Here is a 17,232-nt window from a genome sequence, read left to right as displayed (position 1 = left end):
TGTGCGATCATCCTTTCATGCAAATCACGCCCCCCTGCGTCGTCAGTCTGACCTGGCGGCTCGAAGATGCGCACGGTCAGCTGATCGACGAACTGGCCGAGCCGGTGGAGTTCTTCGTCGGTGGCGACGACCTGCTGGCCAAGGTCGAGGAATCGATCGTCGGCCAGTCCGAAGGCTTCGAGGCCACGCTGCATCTGGAGCCCGAGCACGCTTTCGGCGACTACGACGCCGACCTGGTGTTCTTCGAGGAACGCAGCGTGTTCCCCGAGCACATCGAGGCCGGCATGCAGTTCGACGGGCCGCCCGAGGGCACGACCACGCGCGACCTGCCGCTCGATACCGTCTACACGATCACCGAGGTCTACGACAGCCACGTGGTGCTCGACGGCAACCACCCGCTGGCCGGCATCGCCCTGGTTCTCGCGCTCAAGGTGCGCGACGTGCGCGCGGCCAGCGACGAAGAGGTCGAGCACGGGTCGGTCTCCACCTCGGTGCTCTCGGTGCTGAGCGCGGTGCCGCCCTCACCGCAGTTGCACTGAGCCGGCCGCGCTGCGCGCGCTTCGGGCCGTCAGCGCTTGCCGGTCGAACCGAAACCGCCCTCGCCGCGCTCCGAGGCGCCGAAGTCGTCGACGACCCGGAAGCTTGCCTGCACCACCGGCACGATCACCAGTTGCGCGATGCGTTCGAGCGGCTGCACCGTGAAGGCGACCGGCCCGCGGTTCCAGCAGCTCACCATCAGCGGTCCCTGGTAGTCTGAGTCGATCAACCCGACCAGGTTGCCAAGCACGATGCCGTGCTTGTGGCCCAACCCCGAGCGCGGCAGGATCACCGCGGCCAGGCCCGGGTCGCCGATGTGGATGGACAGGCCGGTCGGGATCAGCTGCGTCTGCCCGGGCTCGAGCAACAGCGGCGCGTCGAGGCAGGCGCGCAGGTCGAGGCCGGCGCTGCCCGGAGTGGCATAGGCGGGCAGTTGGTCCGCCATGCGCGGGTCCAGCACTTTCACGTCGATCGTCGTCATGGGTTCAGATATCCAGGGTGGCGCGGCGCCGCGCGATCTCGGCCACCAGCGCACGCGCCAGCGTGAGCTTGTCGGCCGTGCCGCCGTCGGCCGGCAGTGGCTGCTCGCCCTGCGCGTCGACCAGCAGCAGCGCGTTGTCGTCGCGGCCGAAGGTGGCCGGCCCGAGGTTGCCCACCACCAGCGGCAGCTTCTTTCGCTCGAGCTTGGCACGCGCGTGCACGGCGAGCTGCTCGCTCTCGGCCGCGAAGCCGACGCAGTACGGCGGCTTCGGCAGTGCCGCCACGGTGGCCAGGATGTCGGTGTTCTCGGTGAGCTCGAAGCTCGGCGCCTGCTTCTTGCCGTCCTTCTTGATCTTGTGCTCGGCCAGCCGCGCCGGACGCCAGTCGGCGACCGCGGCCGTGGCGACGAAGATGCCGTGCGTCGCGGCCAGCGGCAGCACGGCCGCGAGCATCTGCTCGGCGCTCTGCACGTCGATGCGCCGCACGCCGCGCGGCGTGGGCAGGTGCACCGGGCCGGCCACCAGCGTGACCTCGGCACCGGCCTCGCGCGCGGCACGCGCCAGCGCGAAACCCATCTTGCCGCTGGAGCGGTTGGTGAGCCCGCGCACCGGATCGATCGCCTCGAAGGTCGGCCCGGCGGTGATCAGCACGCGCTCGCCGGCCAGCGGCTTGGGCGCGAGCTGCGCCACGATGTCCTCGAACAGTTCGGCGGCCTCGAGCATGCGGCCGTCGCCGACCTCGCCGCAGGCCTGGTCGCCATTCGCCGGCCCGAGCACCGTCGCGCCATCGGCCCGCAGCTGCGCCAGGTTGCGCTGGGTGGCCGGGTGCGACCACATCTCGCGGTTCATCGCCGGAGCCAGCAGCAGCGGGCAGCGGGCGATGGGGCGCGCCAGACACAGCAGGCTCAGCAGTTCGTCGGCCCGGCCCTGGGCCAGCTTGGCCATCAGGTCGGCACTGGCCGGCGCGACGATCACCGCGTCGGCATCGCGCGTGAGGTTGATGTGCGCCATGTTGTTCGGCTCGCCGGCGTCCCACTGGCTGGTCAGCACGGGCTGGCCCGACAGCGCCTGCATCGTCACCGGCGTGATGAACTGCTGCGCGGCATCGGTCATCACCACCCGCACGCTGGCCCCGGCCTTGACCAGCAAGCGCAGCAGCTCGGCCGCCTTGTAGCAGGCCACGCCGCCGCTCAGTCCCAGCACGAGCTGCCGGTTCGCGAGGTCACCGCCAGGCTCGGGGCGATCGGTCATCGTGAGGCTTTCGTCGTCGAGGCCGCTCGTCGAGCCGCCGGATGGGCGCGATTATCGCGGCCGCCCGGCACCGCCGCTCGCGCGAGGGCACGCGCTCGCCACCACATTCGGTACAGTCTGAATTTTCAGTAATTACTGAAAATTCAGCTAGACTTCGATCACCTTCCGCACCCACCGCATGAGCACGCTGTCCCCTCTCGTCCACAGCTTCGTCTCGCACTTCGGCGAGATGGGCAGCCGCTGGGGCATCAACCGCACGGTCGGACAGATCTACGCGTTGATCTTCGTGTCGCCGGCGCCGCTGCATGCGGACGACATCGCCGAGCAACTGGAGTTCTCGCGCTCCAACGTCAGCATGGGGCTGAAGGAGTTGCAGGCCTGGCGGCTGGTCCGGTTGCGCCACCTGTCCGGCGATCGGCGCGAATACTTCGAGGCCCCGACCGATGCCTGGGAGATCTTCCGCACGCTCGCCGAGGAGCGCCGGCGCCGCGAGATCGAACCCACGCTGACGATGCTGCGCAGCGCGCTGCTCGAGACGCCGACCAGCGAGGCCGACCGCATCGCGCAGCAGCGCCTGCGCGGCATGCACGAACTGATCGAGCTGATGAGCACCTGGTTCGACGACGTCCAGAAGCTCGATGCGAAAACCCTCTCCCAGCTGATGAAGATGGGCTCTAAAGTTCAGCGGCTGCTGGAGTTCGCCCGCAAGGCGAGGCCCGCCGCGCCGCCGCCCGAGCCGCGTTGACTCCGATCTGAAAGGACCGACCGCATGGACCCGCTGATCCTCGCGCGCGCGCAGTTCGCCGCCAACATCACCTTCCACATCCTGTTCCCGACGATCACCATCGCGCTGGGCTGGCTGCTGCTGTTCTTCCGCTGGCGCTGGCTGCGCACCCGCGACGGCGCCTGGCTCGCGGCCTACCGCTTCTGGACCAAGGTGTTCGCGCTGAGCTTCGCGCTCGGCGTGGTGAGCGGCATCACCATGAGCTTCCAGTTCGGCACCAACTGGCCGGGCTTCATGGAGAAGGCCGGCAACGTGGCCGGGCCGCTGCTCGGCTACGAGGTGCTCACGGCCTTCTTCCTCGAGGCCGGCTTCCTGGGCGTGATGCTGTTCGGCCACGGCCGCGTCAGCGAGCGCATCCACATGATGGCGAGCTTCTTCGTCGCCTTCGGCACCACCGTCAGCGCATTCTGGATCCTGGCACTGAACTCCTGGATGCAGACGCCCGCCGGCCACGAGGTGATCGACGGCGTGTTCCACGTCAAGAGCTGGGCCGAGGTGCTGTTCAACCCGTCCTTCCCCTACCGCTTCACCCACATGCTGCTGGCGTCTGCACTGACCTGCGCCTTCCTGATGGCCGGGCTGAGCGCCTGGCAGCTGCTGCGCGGCCAGGCCGAGCGCTCGGCGCCCAAGGTGCTGCGCGTCGGGCTCACCGTCGCGGCGCTGCTGATCCCGGTGCAGATCTTCGTCGGCGACCTGCATGGCCTCAACACCCTGCACCACCAGCCGCAGAAGATCGCCGCGATGGAGGGCGTGTGGGAGACCGAGAAAGGCGCGCCGCTGCTGCTGTTCGCGGTGCCCGACGACAAGGCCCGCACCAACCACTTCGAGATCGCGATCCCGAAGATGGCGAGCCTGATCCTGACCCACGATGCCGACGGCGAGATCAAGGGCCTGAACGACTTCCCCGACGCGCACCCGCCGGCCGCGCCGCTGTTCTTCGCCTTCCGCGTGATGGTCGGCGTGGGCGTGCTGATGCTGCTGGTGAGCTGGGCCGGCTGGTGGATGGGGCGCCGCGCTGGCTGGGCGCCGCAACGCCTGTCGCGCGGGCTGCTGTGGGTGCTGGCGGGCATGACCTTCTCCGGCTGGATCGCTACCGTGGCGGGCTGGTACGTGACCGAGATCGGCCGCCAGCCCTTCATCGTCTACGGCCTGCTGCGCACCGCCGACGTGGCCGCGACCAACGTGCCTTCCTCGATGATCGCCCTCAGCCTCGCACTGTACGTGACGCTCTACCTCGCGCTGATCGTGGCCTACGTCAGCGTGCTCAAGTACATGGCCGAGAAGCCCGAAGACGTGATCCAGCCCGACGCGCTCGAGCAGGCCAAGGGCCGCGCCGCCGCCGCACTGGCCAAGGGGAGTGCCACATGACGTTCGATCAATCGCTGCCACTGATCTTCATGGCGCTGATGGGCATCTCGATGCTCGTCTACGTCGTCAGCGACGGCTACGACCTCGGTGTCGGCCTGCTGATGCCGCGCGCCAATGCCACCGAGAAGGACGTGCTGATCGCCTCGATCGGCCCGTTCTGGGACGCCAACGAGACCTGGCTGGTGCTGGGCATCGGCATCCTGCTGATCGCCTTCCCCAAGGCCCACGGCCTGGTGCTGTCGCAGCTCTACCTACCGGTCACGCTGATGCTGATCGGCCTGATGCTGCGCGGCGTGGCCTTCGACTTCCGTGTCAAGGCCAAGGACGTGCACAAGGCCACCTGGGACCGGCTGTTCTTCGCCGGCTCGCTGCTCGCGTCGATGTCGCAGGGCTGGATGCTCGGCCGCTACATCAGCGGCTTCGGCCAGGGCTGGAACTACCCGGTGTTCGCCGCAGCGATCGCCTTCGCGCTGCCGGCGGCCTACGTGCTGCTCGGCGCGGCCTGGCTGATCATGAAGACCGAAGGCGATCTGCAGCGCAAGGCCATCCGATGGGCCAAGCTGGCCTGGTGGCCGGTGGTCGGCGGCATGGTGCTGATCTCGCTGGCCACGCCGTGGATCAGCGCGACGGTGCGCGACCGCTGGTTCGAGCTGCCGGCCATCATCGCGCTGCTGGCCATTCCGCTCACGACCGCCATCGCGCTCGTCACCACCCGCCTCGTGCTCGACCAGCCCATCGTTCGCAAGGAACTGTGCTGGCTGCCCTTCGTGCTGCTGATCGCGGTGTTCGTGTTCGGCTTCCTCGGACTGGCCTACAGCATCTATCCCTTCGTCGTGATCGACCAGCTGACGATCTGGCAGGCCGCCAGCAGCCCGGCCGCGCTGAAGGTCATCCTCATCGGTGTCTGCATCTCGGTGCCGGCGATCGCGGCCTACACCGTGTTCTCCTACCGCGTGTTCTGGGGCAAGGCCACCGAATTGCGCTACGGCTAGGACGCGTCCGAGAGAAAACGCAGCAACGCGGCTGATCCGGCGCCCGGGTTCGCATCGTCGGTCGTGCACAGCAGCAGCCGGCGCGTCGCCCAGGCGTCCGTCAGGGGCCGCACGATGATGCGCGAGGTCGCCAGCCGCGCGGCGGCCGCGGCCGGCACCACCGCGACACCGACCCCGTCGGCCACCAGACCGGCCACCGCGTCGAGGCTGCGCACGCGCACGCGGTGGTGCAGTCCGCGCCCCTGGCGCAGCGCCTGACCCTGCAGGAAGCGGCTCAGGCCGCTCTCGGCGGGCAGGCCGACGAAGGGCTGGTCGATCACATCGGCGAAGCGCAGCGCGCGCCGCCCCGCCCTGCCGCTCCGCACCGGTTGCAGCACCACCAGGCGGTCCTCGCGAAACACGCGCGTGATCAGGCCTTCGGTGTCGACGTAGTCCGCCACGATGCCGATGTCGGCGTTCTCCTGTCGCATCGCCCGCAGCACGTCCGCGCTGCCGAGCTCACGAAGGTCCACGTCGATGTCCGGATGGGCGACCAGGAAGCGCCCCAGCAAGGCCGGCAGGTACTCGGTCATCGCCGCCGTGTTGCACAGCACGCGCACCGTGCTGCGCACGCCATGGGCATGGGCCGACATCTCGGCATGCAGCGCCTCCATCTCGCGCTGCAGCCGCCCGGCGTGCCGCCGCAGCGTGTGCCCTGCATCGGTCGGCACCACACCCTGCTTCGACCGCACCAGCAGCGCGGCGCCGAGCGCGTGTTCCAGGTGCTGCAGGCGCGCACTGGCGGCGGACAGCGACAGGTGCATCTCGCGCGCGCCCGCCGTGATCGAACCCGCCTCGGCGACGGCGCCGAACAGGCGCAGATCGAAGGGGTCGATGCGGAAACTTGTTGCAGTGCGGGCTCGGGCCATCGGCTTCATCATCCTTCGCGGTTGCCGGAGGATAGCTGCGCCGCTGCGCGATGGACACCACGCGACCGCACCGCGACGATGCCGGCATGGACATCGGACTGCTCGCCGTCATCGGCGTGATCTTCGCGCTGGCCGGCGGCGTCAAGGGCGTGTCGGGCCTGGGGCTGCCGACCGTCTCGATGGCACTGCTCGGACTGGTGATGCCACCGGCCGCCGCGGCCACGCTGATGGTGTGGCCCTCGCTGGCCACGAACCTGGCGCAATGCGCCGGCCCGCGCTGGCGCGCCCTGTGCCGCCGGCTCTGGCCGATGTGGGCGGGCCTGCTGTGCTTCACCGTCTTCAGCCCCTTGCCGAGCCTCGCCGGCGCAGGCCGCGGGCCGCGGGCCGCGCTCGGCGCGGTACTGGTGGTGTATGGCGCGTGGGGGCTGGTCAGGCCTGCGTTGCCGCGCCCGGCGCGTCGTCACGAGGCCTGGCTGGGCGCGCTGGCCGGCAGCCTGTCCGGCGTGCTGACCGCGGCCACCGGCGTGTTCGTGCTGCCGATGGTGCCCTACCTGCAATCACTGCAGATGGACAAGGACGAGTTGATCCAGGCCCTGGGCCTCAGCTTCACGGTAGCGACCGTCGCGCTGGCGATCGTGCTGTGGACGGCAGCTCCGGGCACCGCCACGCCGGACATGACGGCCAGCGGCGTCGCGCTGCTCGCCGCATTCGCAGGCCTGTGGGCCGGCACCCGGCTGCGGCGGCGCATGCCGGCTGAGACCTTCCAGCGAGCGCTCTATGCGATGTTCGTCCTGCTCGGCATTGCGATGCTGTTCAGATCGACTCCGTAGCGGAACCGGCATGCCGACGCGCGAAACAGAACTGGCGCTGGCCGAAGCGCTCGAGCAGGCCTATCGGCTGGCGCTCGAGTTGCTCGACGTGCTGGACGAGGCGCGCGCCGCGATGGTCCGCGGCCGGGATCTTCCTGCGTCGACGTGTGCGGCCGACCGCCCTCAAGGCCCTGCTCGACGAGCAGAGCGAGGGTAACTACGAAATTTTCGCCAGAAAAACTACCCGTGCGGGTGGCTTCGGCACGTCACGGTTGTTTGAACATCGCGCCCTGACCATCGAGGGCGACCCACGGATCGACGACGGCAAGACCGCAAGGCCTGCAGGGTCGATACGACGCTGGTGAACGAACCAGGTTCCGCACGTGGCACCGTCCTTTTTCCGATGTTGTTTCATCCCTTCCTGGAGCAAGCCCCCATGCGCGACTACCTCAAGTTCTACATCGATGGCCATTGGGTCGATCCGGTCAAGGCCAAGAGCCTCGATGTCGTCAACCCGGCCACCGAAGCGTCGGCGGGCCGCATCTCGATGGGTTCGGCCGCCGATGTCGACCATGCGGTGAAGGCCGCGCGCAAGGCCTTCGCGAGCTACTCGCAGACCAGCGTGGCCGAGCGCGTCGCGCTGCTCGAGCGCATCATCGTCGAGTACAAGAAGCGCTACGCCGACATGGCCGCGGCCATCACCGAGGAGATGGGTGCGCCGGTCGCGCTGTCGAAGGACGCCCAGGCGGCGATGGGCATCGCCCACCTGCAGATCGCGCTCGACGTGCTGAAGAACTACAAGTTCCAGGAACTGCGCGACACCACGCTGATGGTCAAGGAGCCGATCGGCGTCTGCGGCTTCATCACGCCGTGGAACTGGCCGGTCAACCAGATCGCCTGCAAGGTCGCGCCGGCGCTGGCGGTGGGTTGCACGATGGTGCTCAAGCCGTCCGAGATCGCACCGTTCTCGGCCTACCTGTGGACCGAGATCCTGCACGCGGCGGGCGTGCCGGCCGGCGTGTTCAACCTGGTCAACGGCGACGGCCCGATCGTGGGCGCAGCACTGTCCAGCCACCCCGAAGTCGACATGGTCTCGTTCACCGGCTCGACGCGCGCCGGTGTCGAGGTGGCCCGCAACGCCGCCCCGACGGTGAAGCGGGTGCACCAGGAACTGGGCGGCAAGTCGCCCAACATCATCCTGCCCGACGCCGATTTCAAGCACGCCATCACCGCCGGCGTGCAGGGCGTGATGCTCAACTCCGGCCAGTCGTGCAATGCCCCCACACGCATGCTGGTGCCGAACTCGCGCCTGGCCGAGGCGCTGGCCATCGCCAAGGAGGCCGCCGAGGCCACCACGGTGGGCGACCCTGCCAGCGGCGCGGCCCTCGGCCCGGTGATCTCGGCCACGCAGTGGGACAAGATCCAGACGCTGATCCACAAGGGCATCGAGGAAGGCGCCACCGTGGTCGCCGGCGGTCCGGGCAAGCCCAAGGGTCTGGAGACCGGCTACTACGTGAAGCCCACCGTGCTGGGCAACGTGAACAACCAGATGACGGTGGCGCGCGAGGAGATCTTCGGGCCGGTGCTGACCATCCTGGGCTACGACACGGTGGACCAGGCCGTCGAGATCGGCAACGACACACCTTATGGCCTGGCGGCCTACGTGTCGGGCACCGACCCCGAGGCGACGCGCAAGGTCGCGTCGCGCTTGCGCGCCGGCCAGGTGAACATCAACAGCGTGCCGCTCGACTTCAAGGCGCCCTTCGGCGGCTTCAAGCAGTCGGGCAACGGCCGCGAGTGGGGCGACCACGCCTTCGGCGAGTTCCTGGAAGTCAAGGCCGTGCTCGGGTACGCACCGAAGGCGGCCTGAGGCAGGCGGAGCGGGCCGTCGTGGTCGACGGCCCCTCGGCGCTCTTCAGCCGCCGCCGCGCTGCATGAAGAGGTCGAAGTAGCGCATGAAGCGCTCCCGGTCCGCCTCGTCGACGGCCGTGAAGCTGAAATTCACCGCAAGCCGCGGCAGGCGCATCAGTGCGATCTGCCGGTCCGGCAGCGGCGACCAGTTCAGGTCGAGCACGCCCTCGCCGAGGCTCACCTGCGCCGTGGCGTCACCCGCCAGATCGACCGACCGCGCGCCACAGGCGCCGGGCAGCCAGCCGAGCCATTCGGCCTCGGTGCAGCCCATCTCGCGCTCGAAGCGCGGCGGATAGCGCGCCTGCATCACCCTCCGGCGATCGGCGGCCAGATCGCCAGGACGTCGCCCTCCTGGAAGGTGCGCGCGGCGCGATCCTCGGGCGCCACGTAGTGGCCGTTGACGAGCACCAGATGCACCAGCTTCATCGGCAGGCCATAGGGCGCGATCACGTCCGCGATGGTGGCCGACGGTGCGATGTCGAGCTCGACCCGGTTGCCGCTGCGGGCCTCGGCGGGCAGGTAGTCGGTGAGCGTGGCGTAGAGCTTGAAGCTGATCTTCATGCGGCGATCATCGCCCGGAACCGGCTCACACGTGGGCGCCGGCCTGGGCCCAGCGCTCCTGCGCCTGCCCCTGCGCGATGTAGGCCTCGGTCAGGCGCGTCGGGTCGGCGATCAGCCGCTCCTTCCAGTCGCCGAGCCTCACACGGCCCTCCACCAGCCCGCGCATCACGCCGACGTGCTCGGTCCAGCCGATGCTGTTGCAGCCGACCAGCCGGTCCGCGTCGAACTGCAGGCTGAGCAGCTTGAAGCCCTCGAGGTCGGTGAGTTCGATCTGCTGCCCGCCGGGCACGCCCTGCCAGTCGCCGAAGCTGGCCGAGATCAGGCCCAGCGTGTCGAGCACGTTGATCTGCGGCACGCGCTTGAGCACCGCGCCGCGTTCGAGCATGTTCATCGCGGCCACGTAGGCCTGGTCGGCGGCGTTGGGCTGGATCGCGCTGATGACGCGCGCCTTCGTCGCTAGGTCGAAGGCCTCGGCGCAGTCGCCGGCGGTGTAGATGCCCGGCACGTTGGTCTGCAGGCGCTCGTCGGCCAGCACGCCCTGGCCGCACTCGATGCCGGAGTCCTTCAGGAAGGCGACATTGGGCTTCACCCCGGTGGCGCTGATCACCAGGTCGGCCTCGACCGTCTGCCCGTTCGACAGGCGCACCCGCATCGCGCTGCCGCGCGGCGCCGGGGCCGTTTCGCGCCACTCGGGCGCGGGCGGAGCCGGGCTCTTGCTGCCGAGGCCGAGCATCGCCGCCGCGCGGGCGATGAATCCCCCCTCGGCCGAGGCCGGTGCCGCCGCGGCCGGCTCGGCCACGGTCGACGGCGCCGCCTCGATCGCCTCGACGCGGGTGCCGGTGAAGACGCGCACGCCCTTCTTCTCGCACCAGGCCTTGATCATGTTGCCGGCGGCCGGCCCCATCATGCGAGGCACCATGCGGTCGCCCATCTCCACGACCGTCAGCTCCACGCCGCGCAACGCCAGCGCTTCCATGATGATGCAGCCGATGAAGCCGGCGCCCATCTGCAGCACCTTGGCGCCCGGCTGCGCCAGTTCGGCGATGTGGCGCGCGTTCTCCAGCGTCCAGCACGGCTGCACGCCCGGCAGGTCCATGCCGGGAATCGGCGGGCGCACCGGCTTCGAGCCGGTGGCGATGAGCAGCTTGTCGAAGCCGAGGATGCTGCCGTTGTCGAGCGTCACGGTGCGCCGCGCGGCATCGACGTGGGTCGCGCGCTGGCGCAGCACCGTGATATTGAGCTTGCGGAACTGGTCCGCGTCGCGCCGCAGGTAGGTCCCGTCCTCACCCACCTTGCCGATCAGCAGGTAGGGAATCGCCATGCGCGAGTACGGCGGCTCCGGCTCGTCACCGACGAGGGTGATGCTGTCGTAGGGCGCGTGCTTGCGGATCGTCTCGGCCGCGATGACGCCGGCGGGGCCGGCGCCGAGGATCAGGTGTCTCATGCGTTCTCTCTCTTCATCGGCGCCCGCGGCGCCCGGCCGCGGCTTACAGGCCCAGGCGGGCGCGCGTCTCGGGCTTGAGCTGGCCACCGGCGTCCCAGCCGCGCACCTCGTAGTACAGCGGCAGCATCTCCGGCAGCTTGTTGACCAGGCCCTTGGCCGGCCCGGTCTTCGCCGGCTCGGTCAGCAGGCGCTTGGGCAGCGTGTCGTCCTTCGCCGTGAAGCCGGCCTTGTTGTTGAAGTCGCGCTCCATGTTCCACACGCGCTCGCCGATCTCGTTGAGCTTCTCGAGCGTGAACTCCTCGCCGCAGGCGGCCGCGACCTGCGGCTGCACATCGGCCAGGCCCCAGGCGAAGCTGGTGAAGATGCAGATGCCGGCCGAGTCGAAGGCCGCGGTCGCGTCCTGGAAGGCCTTCACCAGCTCCGGCTTGCCCTCGGCCACCAGCGGGTCGGTCTTGACCGGGATGCCCAGCACTTCCGAGGCGACCGTGTAGCCGCGCAGATGGCAGGCGCCACGGTTCGAGGTCGCGTAGGCCAGGCCCATGCCCTGGATGCCGCGGCTGTCGTAGGCCGGGAACTCCTGGCCCTTGACGCTCATGCTCAGGTCGGGGTGACCGTACTTCGCGGTCAGCCGCGCCGAGCCCAGTCCGATCTCCTTGCCGAAGCCCACGCCCTGCGCGGTCATCTCGGCAAAGTGCACCAAGGCCCGCGCCGAACCGAACGGTGCGTCGGTGCCGAGCTGCTCCTTGGTCAGCACACCCATCTCGTAGAGCTCCATCACCGCGCCGATGGTCGCGCCGAAGGAGATCGGGTCCATGCCCTGCTCGTTGCACAGCACGTTGGCGTACTGCAGCGCGTCGAGGTCGTTCACGCCGTTGGCGTTGCCGAGCGCCCAGGCCGCCTCGTACTCCAGGCCGCCGGAGGCGCCCCAGTACTGCGGCTTGTTCTCGACCGAGAAGTGGCTCTGGTCGATCTTCTGGATGCGCCCGCAGGCGATGGTGCAGCCGAAGCAGGCCTGGTTGGTGACCAGCGGCTTCTTGCCGTCGGTCTTGCGCGGCGTGGCCATCGCCTCGGCGGAGATGTCCTTGGCGCCCTCGAACTGCACGTCGCGGTGGTTGCGCGTCGGCGAGGCGCCGATCTCGTTGATCACGTTCATCAGCACCTGGGTGCCGTAGGTCGGCAGGCCCTGGCCGGTGACGGCGTTGTCGGCGAGGATCTTCTTCTTCTCGAAGGTCACCCGCATGAATTCCTTCGGGTTCGCCACGTTGCCGACGCCCTTGGTGCCGCGCACCGCGATGGCCTTCAGGTTCTTCGAGCCCATCACCGCGCCCACGCCCGAGCGGCCGGCCGCGCGGTGCAGGTCGTTGACCACCGCCGCGTACAGCACGCCGTTCTCGCCGGCCAGGCCGATGCTCGACACGCGGGTCAGCGGGTCCTGGTGCTGCTTCTTGATGATCTCCTCGGTCTGCCAGACGCTCTTGCCCCACAGGTGGGAAGCATCACGCAGTTCGGCCTTGTCGTCCTCGATCGACAGGTAGACCGGCTTGGCCGACTTGCCTTCGAAGATCACCATGTCCCAGCCGGCGAACTTGAGCTCGGCGCCCCAGTAGCCACCCGAGTTGGAGCAGGCGATCGCGCCGGTCAGCGGGCCCTTGGTGACCACGGTGTAGCGGCCGCCGGTCGAGGCCATCGTGCCGGTCAGCGGGCCGGTCGCCCAGATGATCTTGTTCTCCGGTGCCAGCGGGTCGACCTTGGGGTCGATCTCGCTGACGAGGTACTTGGTGGCCATGCCGCGCGAGCCCAGGTAGGCGCGCGCCCATTCCATGTTCAGCGGCTCCGAGGAAACGGTACCGGCGGTGAGGTTGACGCGAAGGATCTTTCCAGCCCAAGACATAGTGTTCTCCTCAAGCCGCAGCGTTCTGGTTGCCGAGCTTGTCGGCCCAGGCCTGCATCTTGTTCAGGCCGGTCCAGTTGGCATCGACGTAGGTGATGGCGCCGGTCGGGCAGGCCTCGGCACAGGCCGGCTCGCCGCCGCACAGGTCGCACTTCTGGACCTTGCCGGTCTCCTGCACGTAGTTGATCGTGCCGAACGGGCAGCTGATGGTGCAGACCTTGCAGCCCACGCAGGTGGTCTCGTTGACGATCTTGGCGCCGGTGGCACCGTCGATCGTGATGGCCTCGACCGGGCAGGCATGCAGGCACCAGGCCTCGTCGCACTGCGTGCAGGTGTACGGGACCTTGCGACCGGTGTGATGGAAGTCGAACACCTTGATGCGCGACTTGCTCGGCGCGTAGACGCCGTAGTTCTCGAACGAGCAAGCCATCTCGCACTGCAGACAGCCAGTGCACTTCTCGGGGTCAAGGTGAAGGGTCTTCTGCATGGCTGGCGTCTCCGCTGGCGGTTCGTGATCGGGTCGGCATTCCGGACGCGCGGGCAAATCCGCCCCTGCGCTAGGAACAAGTCTGCCTATGTTCTGGATTGAACACCCCACTTCATATCCGGTGCTTACCCTGATCCAGCGCAGAACAATTGCTCCCATGCAGCATGCCGACCGAAAAGTGGGAGCATCCAGCGGTCGCTCCCTCGCGTATCACCGGGCACGCCCGGAGGCTCTGACCGCGCCGCCCAGGCCTGCGTCGAAATTGAACAAGATTTCCATATCTCCTAGGATCGGCAGGCTGACAATGAATGTGAAGGTCCACACCCGATCTGGCGCTGATCCGTTCGCCGGGCGAGGGGTCCCCTCTCGCACGAGACACTGGCCGCCGATGGCGGCATGAAAGGAAGGCTTCGATGTCGATCCCCAGCGTGCATCCCAACCCGACCACCAGCCGCCGCCGCCGCGAAGAGGCGGCCCAGCGGCCGATCGCCAGCGCCCTGCCCCTCGACGGCGAGCACGTGCTGTCGATCAACGAGTCCCACGAGCGCTGTGCCGCGCTGGGCCTGAGCCGCATCGGCGCGCCCGACTACACCCCGCTCGGGCGCGCCGATTTCACCATCACCCGCGAGCGCAACCGCCGCCTGTTCGCCCACGCGGCGCCGGTGATGGAACTGCTGTTCGACCAGATCGTGAAGACCCAGAGCATGGTCGTGCTGACCGACGCGCAGGGCACCATCCTCCACTCCATCGGCGACGAGGACTTCCTCGAGAAGGCCGGCAAGGTGGCGCTGGCGCCCGGCGTGAACTGGGCCGAGTGCACCAAGGGCACCAACGGCATGGGCACCGCGCTGGTCGACGAGACCGCGGTGCTGGTGCATGCCGACGAGCACTTCATGCACGCCAACCACTTCCTGACCTGCCAGGCCGCGCCCATCCTCGACCCGCGCGGCAACATCCTCGGCGTGCTCGACGTGTCGGGCGACCGGCGCGGCTACCACCAGCACACCATGGGGCTGGTGAAGATGTCGGCGCGCATGATCGAGAACCACTGGCTGAACGACGACTTCAGCGACGCGCTGCGGCTGCACATCCACCCGCGCATGGAGTTCATCGGCACGCTGCTCGAAGGCATCCTCGCGATCGACCGCGACGGCCGACTGCTCGGCGCCAACCGCAGCGCGCTCGACCTGCTGGGCATGAGCGGCGCCGCGCTGCGCATGCACACCGTGGCCAGCCTGCTGGGCACGCCGCTCGGCGCCATCGTCGACCGTGGCCGCGCGCTGATGGGGGCCCCGATGCGCATGGCGCTGCCCAACGGTCAGACGGTGCATGTGCAGGCGCGCTGCAACTGGCCGCTGTGGCCCGGTCAATGGACCGGCACGGGCGGCGGCGCGCGCGACGCGGGGACCGACGGCGCCACTGCCACGCTCGCCGCCGAAGAAGAAGACAGCCCGACGCCGCCGGCCGCGACCGCCCGCGACACCGTGTTGCGGAGCTCCCGGCCGGCCACCGCGGTCGAAGGCGGGGCAACGGCCGAAGCCACCCCGGAACCCGAAGTCACCTTCGCGCGGCTGCTCACCGGCGACCTGCAGGTCGAGTCGTTGATCTCCAAGCTGAAGCGCGTGCTCGACCGCGACATCCCGGTGCTGATCCTCGGCGAAGCCGGCAGCGGCAAGGAGATGCTGGCCCGCGCCATCCACCGCGAATCGCGGCGGGCGCACCGGCCCTTCATCTCGGTCCAGTGCGCCTCGACACCCGAGGCGCAGTTGGAAGCCGAACTGCTGGGCTACGCCGAAGGGGTGTTCCCGGGCGCGCGGCGCAAGGGCGCGGTCGGCAAGCTGGTGCAGGCCTCCGGCGGCACGCTCTTCCTCGACGAGATCGGCGGCCTGCCGCTCGGGCTGCAGGCGCGCCTGCTGCGCGTGCTGCAGGAGCGCCAGGTCACGCCGCTGGGCGCGCTGCAGCCGCAGGACGTCGATCTGGCGCTGATCGGCGCCACCGACCGCAACCCGCGCGAGCTGATCGACACCCACCGCATCCGCGAGGACCTCTACTACCGGCTCAACGGCCTGGCGGTGAAGCTGCCGCCGCTGCGCGAGCGCTCCGACCTGATGGCCCTGGTGCGCCGGCTGCTGGCCGACGAGGCACCCGGCGCGCAGCTCATGCTGGCCGCGGACGTCGAGGCCCTGCTGCAGCGCTACGACTGGCCCGGCAACCTGCGTCAGCTGGCGAACGTGCTGCACACCGCCGCCGTGATGGCCGCCGGCGAGACCGTGATCACCCGCGAGCACCTGTCGGACGATTTCCTGGAGGAAGCCCTGCTGCGCGCGACGCCGGCCAGCGGCACGGCCGCGGCCTCCGCGTCGGGTGCGGCGCGTGCCCCGGCGGCGGGCATCGACAGCAGCGGCAAGACGCTCGAGGAGCTCGAGCGCGAGATGATCCGCCACGCCGTGGACGCCGCCGACGGCAACATCTCCGTGGCCTCCAAGCGCCTGGGCATCAGCCGCAACACCATCTACCGCAAATTGCGCTGGCGCGAGCCGGAATGACCGGCGGTCTGAGCGACTGACGACCGGCCCTCACCCCGACCCTCTCCCGCCTGAGGGGAGAGGGGTGGGCTCAGCACCGCAGCGCCCAGTCGCGCGCGGCAGCACGCAAGGCGGGCGCCAACCGGGGATCGCTCATGCGGTGACCGGCCTCCGGCACCTCGTTCGACAGGGCCTCCGGCAGCGCCGCCGCCAGCGCCCGGGCCACGGCCGGATCACAGGTCGCGTCGGCCGCGCCCCAGACCAGGCTGACCGGCACACCGGTGTTCAGCGCCGGCACACCCGCCGCACCGGCGCCCGCCACCCCCCAGGACGCGGCGGCGTAGTGGGCGTGGACGCGCCACGAAGCCATCAGCTGCGGCGTCGCGGCCGGCAAGGCGGCGGGATCGCAGCATGCGCCGCTCGCCGCGACCCCACCCGGCGCCGATTGCGCATCGTCGAACGCCGACCAGGCACGGGCGATCCGCTCGTCGGCCTGCATTGCGCCAATGTGGAGCAACCCCGGTTCTGCCTGATACAACGCGGCCACGGCCTCCGCGGCGGCCTCGCCCAGCCAGTCCCGGCCTGCGCCGCCCAGCCAGGGCAGCCAACCGGCGATGTAGCGTCGCGTCTCGGCCGGCGTGCCGAGGAAGGGGCTGCGCAGCAGCAAGCCACGCAGCGCCTGCGGCTGCCGCGCGGCGTAGGCCAGCGCCACGCAGGCGCCCCAGGAGCCGCCCGCCACCGCCCAGCCCGACAGGCCGAGGCGGGCGCGCAGGCGCTCCATGTCGTCGAGCAGCGCGCCCAGGTCGTTGCCGGCGGTCTGGCCGAGCGGCTCGCTGCGGCCGCAGCCGCGCTGGTCGATCGCGATCCAGCGCACTGGCAGGCCGTCGAACCAGCGCGCCGGCTCGAGGCGGCTGGCGCCCCCCGGGCCGCCGTGCACGATCAGCACCGGCAGGCCCGCCGGGTCACCGCCTTCGCACCACCAGACCCGATGCCCGTCCGCAGGCGCCAGCCAGTCGCCGGCCGGCAGGGCGGCGGGGGCGAGGGTTTGCCCCGGATCGTCGCTGCGGCTCACAGGGTCAATGCGGGGTTGCGGCCGTCGTCCGGCGTGCGCGAACCTCCGTCCATCGATGGCGGCAACCATCGAGCACGTGGCCGTAACACGGACGCCCTGCGCGGCATACGCAAGGCCCCATCCGTGGCTCGGAAGAAAATCATGATCGACTGGCGTTGCCTTCGGGGCGCGAGTAGCGTTCGGGTTCGAGCTCGCAGTGTGCGCGATCTCGCG

The 17,232-nt window shown here is 69.7% G+C and carries 17 protein-coding genes; 8 read left to right on the top strand and 9 right to left on the bottom strand.

All coding sequences use genetic code 11. From position 1 onward, the window contains the following. Positions 1-17: 17 nt before the first annotated feature. Complete coding sequence (locus ASC67_RS16735; RefSeq protein ID WP_056323969.1) at positions 18-539, top strand: peptidylprolyl isomerase; 522 nt, start codon at positions 18-20, stop codon at positions 537-539. Positions 540-568: 29 nt separating this feature from the next. On the opposite strand, the gene dut is transcribed toward ASC67_RS16735, so the two are convergent. Beyond that, on the bottom strand, positions 569-1,018 hold the full coding sequence (dut, locus tag ASC67_RS16730; protein WP_056323965.1) for a dUTP diphosphatase: 450 nt from the start codon (positions 1,016-1,018) through the stop codon (positions 569-571). A 4-nt stretch (positions 1,019-1,022) separates the two neighbouring features. After that, on the bottom strand, positions 1,023-2,267 hold the full coding sequence (gene coaBC, locus ASC67_RS16725; RefSeq protein WP_056323961.1) for a bifunctional phosphopantothenoylcysteine decarboxylase/phosphopantothenate--cysteine ligase CoaBC: 1,245 nt from the start codon (positions 2,265-2,267) through the stop codon (positions 1,023-1,025). A gap of 178 nt (positions 2,268-2,445) precedes the next feature. On the opposite strand from coaBC, the gene ASC67_RS16720 reads away from it, so the two are divergent. From ASC67_RS16720 to ASC67_RS16710, 3 genes are read left to right on the top strand one after another with little or no spacing between them, the layout of a single operon-like run. After that, positions 2,446-3,012 (top strand): GbsR/MarR family transcriptional regulator, encoded by a 567-nt coding sequence (locus ASC67_RS16720; RefSeq protein ID WP_200946965.1) that lies wholly within the window; start codon positions 2,446-2,448, stop codon positions 3,010-3,012. A 24-nt stretch (positions 3,013-3,036) separates the two neighbouring features. Next, on the top strand, positions 3,037-4,419 hold the full coding sequence (locus ASC67_RS16715) for a cytochrome ubiquinol oxidase subunit I (protein ID WP_056323956.1): 1,383 nt from the start codon (positions 3,037-3,039) through the stop codon (positions 4,417-4,419). Beyond that, the gene (locus tag ASC67_RS16710) at positions 4,416-5,411 is read left to right on the top strand and encodes a cytochrome d ubiquinol oxidase subunit II (RefSeq protein WP_056323951.1); all 996 of its coding nucleotides are present in this window, start codon (positions 4,416-4,418) and stop codon (positions 5,409-5,411) included. The genes ASC67_RS16715 and ASC67_RS16710 overlap by 4 nt, the downstream gene beginning before the upstream one ends. Here the strand turns inward: ASC67_RS16710 and ASC67_RS16705 are convergent. Continuing rightward, on the bottom strand, positions 5,408-6,319 hold the full coding sequence (locus tag ASC67_RS16705; protein ID WP_235566366.1) for a LysR family transcriptional regulator: 912 nt from the start codon (positions 6,317-6,319) through the stop codon (positions 5,408-5,410). The two genes, ASC67_RS16710 and ASC67_RS16705, sit on opposite strands and share 4 nt — an antisense overlap. A gap of 50 nt (positions 6,320-6,369) precedes the next feature. On the opposite strand from ASC67_RS16705, the gene ASC67_RS16700 reads away from it, so the two are divergent. The 3 genes from ASC67_RS16700 to ASC67_RS16690 all read left to right on the top strand — a co-directional run bounded on the left by ASC67_RS16700 (position 6,370) and on the right by ASC67_RS16690 (position 8,998). Next, positions 6,370-7,149 carry a sulfite exporter TauE/SafE family protein gene (locus tag ASC67_RS16700; protein ID WP_082536081.1) on the top strand — a complete coding sequence of 260 codons (780 nt, stop codon included), beginning with the start codon at positions 6,370-6,372 and terminating at the stop codon, positions 7,147-7,149. Between the two features lie 10 nt (positions 7,150-7,159). Beyond that, positions 7,160-7,345, top strand: coding sequence for a hypothetical protein (locus ASC67_RS20690; protein ID WP_156466807.1), 186 nt, complete (start codon positions 7,160-7,162; stop codon positions 7,343-7,345). A gap of 219 nt (positions 7,346-7,564) precedes the next feature. Further along, a complete protein-coding gene (locus ASC67_RS16690; protein WP_056323937.1) occupies positions 7,565-8,998 on the top strand; it encodes an aldehyde dehydrogenase family protein in 1,434 nt (477 codons plus the stop codon). A 45-nt stretch (positions 8,999-9,043) separates the two neighbouring features. On the opposite strand, the gene ASC67_RS16685 is transcribed toward ASC67_RS16690, so the two are convergent. Genes ASC67_RS16685 through ASC67_RS16665 form a run of 5 tightly spaced genes read right to left on the bottom strand, consistent with a single transcriptional unit; the run spans position 9,044 to position 13,422 of the window. Further along, on the bottom strand, positions 9,044-9,346 hold the full coding sequence (locus ASC67_RS16685; protein WP_056323932.1) for a hypothetical protein: 303 nt from the start codon (positions 9,344-9,346) through the stop codon (positions 9,044-9,046). Continuing rightward, positions 9,346-9,600 (bottom strand): MoaD/ThiS family protein, encoded by a 255-nt coding sequence (locus tag ASC67_RS16680; RefSeq protein ID WP_011830164.1) that lies wholly within the window; start codon positions 9,598-9,600, stop codon positions 9,346-9,348. The genes ASC67_RS16685 and ASC67_RS16680 overlap by 1 nt, the downstream gene beginning before the upstream one ends. 25 nt (positions 9,601-9,625) lie before the next feature. Then, positions 9,626-11,044, bottom strand: coding sequence for an NAD(P)/FAD-dependent oxidoreductase (locus ASC67_RS16675; protein ID WP_056323926.1), 1,419 nt, complete (start codon positions 11,042-11,044; stop codon positions 9,626-9,628). A 43-nt stretch (positions 11,045-11,087) separates the two neighbouring features. Continuing rightward, entirely contained in the window at positions 11,088-12,935 is a 1,848-nt protein-coding gene (locus tag ASC67_RS16670; protein ID WP_056323923.1) for an aldehyde ferredoxin oxidoreductase family protein, read from the bottom strand. Between the two features lie 10 nt (positions 12,936-12,945). Next, positions 12,946-13,422 (bottom strand): 4Fe-4S dicluster domain-containing protein, encoded by a 477-nt coding sequence (locus tag ASC67_RS16665; protein ID WP_056323918.1) that lies wholly within the window; start codon positions 13,420-13,422, stop codon positions 12,946-12,948. A 413-nt stretch (positions 13,423-13,835) separates the two neighbouring features. Here ASC67_RS16665 and ASC67_RS16660 point away from each other — a divergent pair, with 413 nt between their 5' ends. Next, the gene (locus ASC67_RS16660; protein ID WP_056323913.1) at positions 13,836-15,968 is read left to right on the top strand and encodes a sigma-54-dependent Fis family transcriptional regulator; all 2,133 of its coding nucleotides are present in this window, start codon (positions 13,836-13,838) and stop codon (positions 15,966-15,968) included. A gap of 70 nt (positions 15,969-16,038) precedes the next feature. Here the strand turns inward: ASC67_RS16660 and ASC67_RS16655 are convergent, their stop codons facing one another. Then, positions 16,039-17,019, bottom strand: coding sequence for an alpha/beta fold hydrolase (locus ASC67_RS16655; RefSeq protein ID WP_056323908.1), 981 nt, complete (start codon positions 17,017-17,019; stop codon positions 16,039-16,041). Between the last annotated feature and the right edge of the window lie 213 nt (positions 17,020-17,232).

Origin of the sequence: Methylibium sp. Root1272 (assembly GCF_001425905.1) — a bacterium.
Classification (GTDB): domain Bacteria; phylum Pseudomonadota; class Gammaproteobacteria; order Burkholderiales; family Burkholderiaceae_C; genus Methylibium.
The sequence above is the reverse complement of the archived record's forward strand: the minus strand, read 5'-3'. Positions and strand labels throughout refer to the sequence as shown.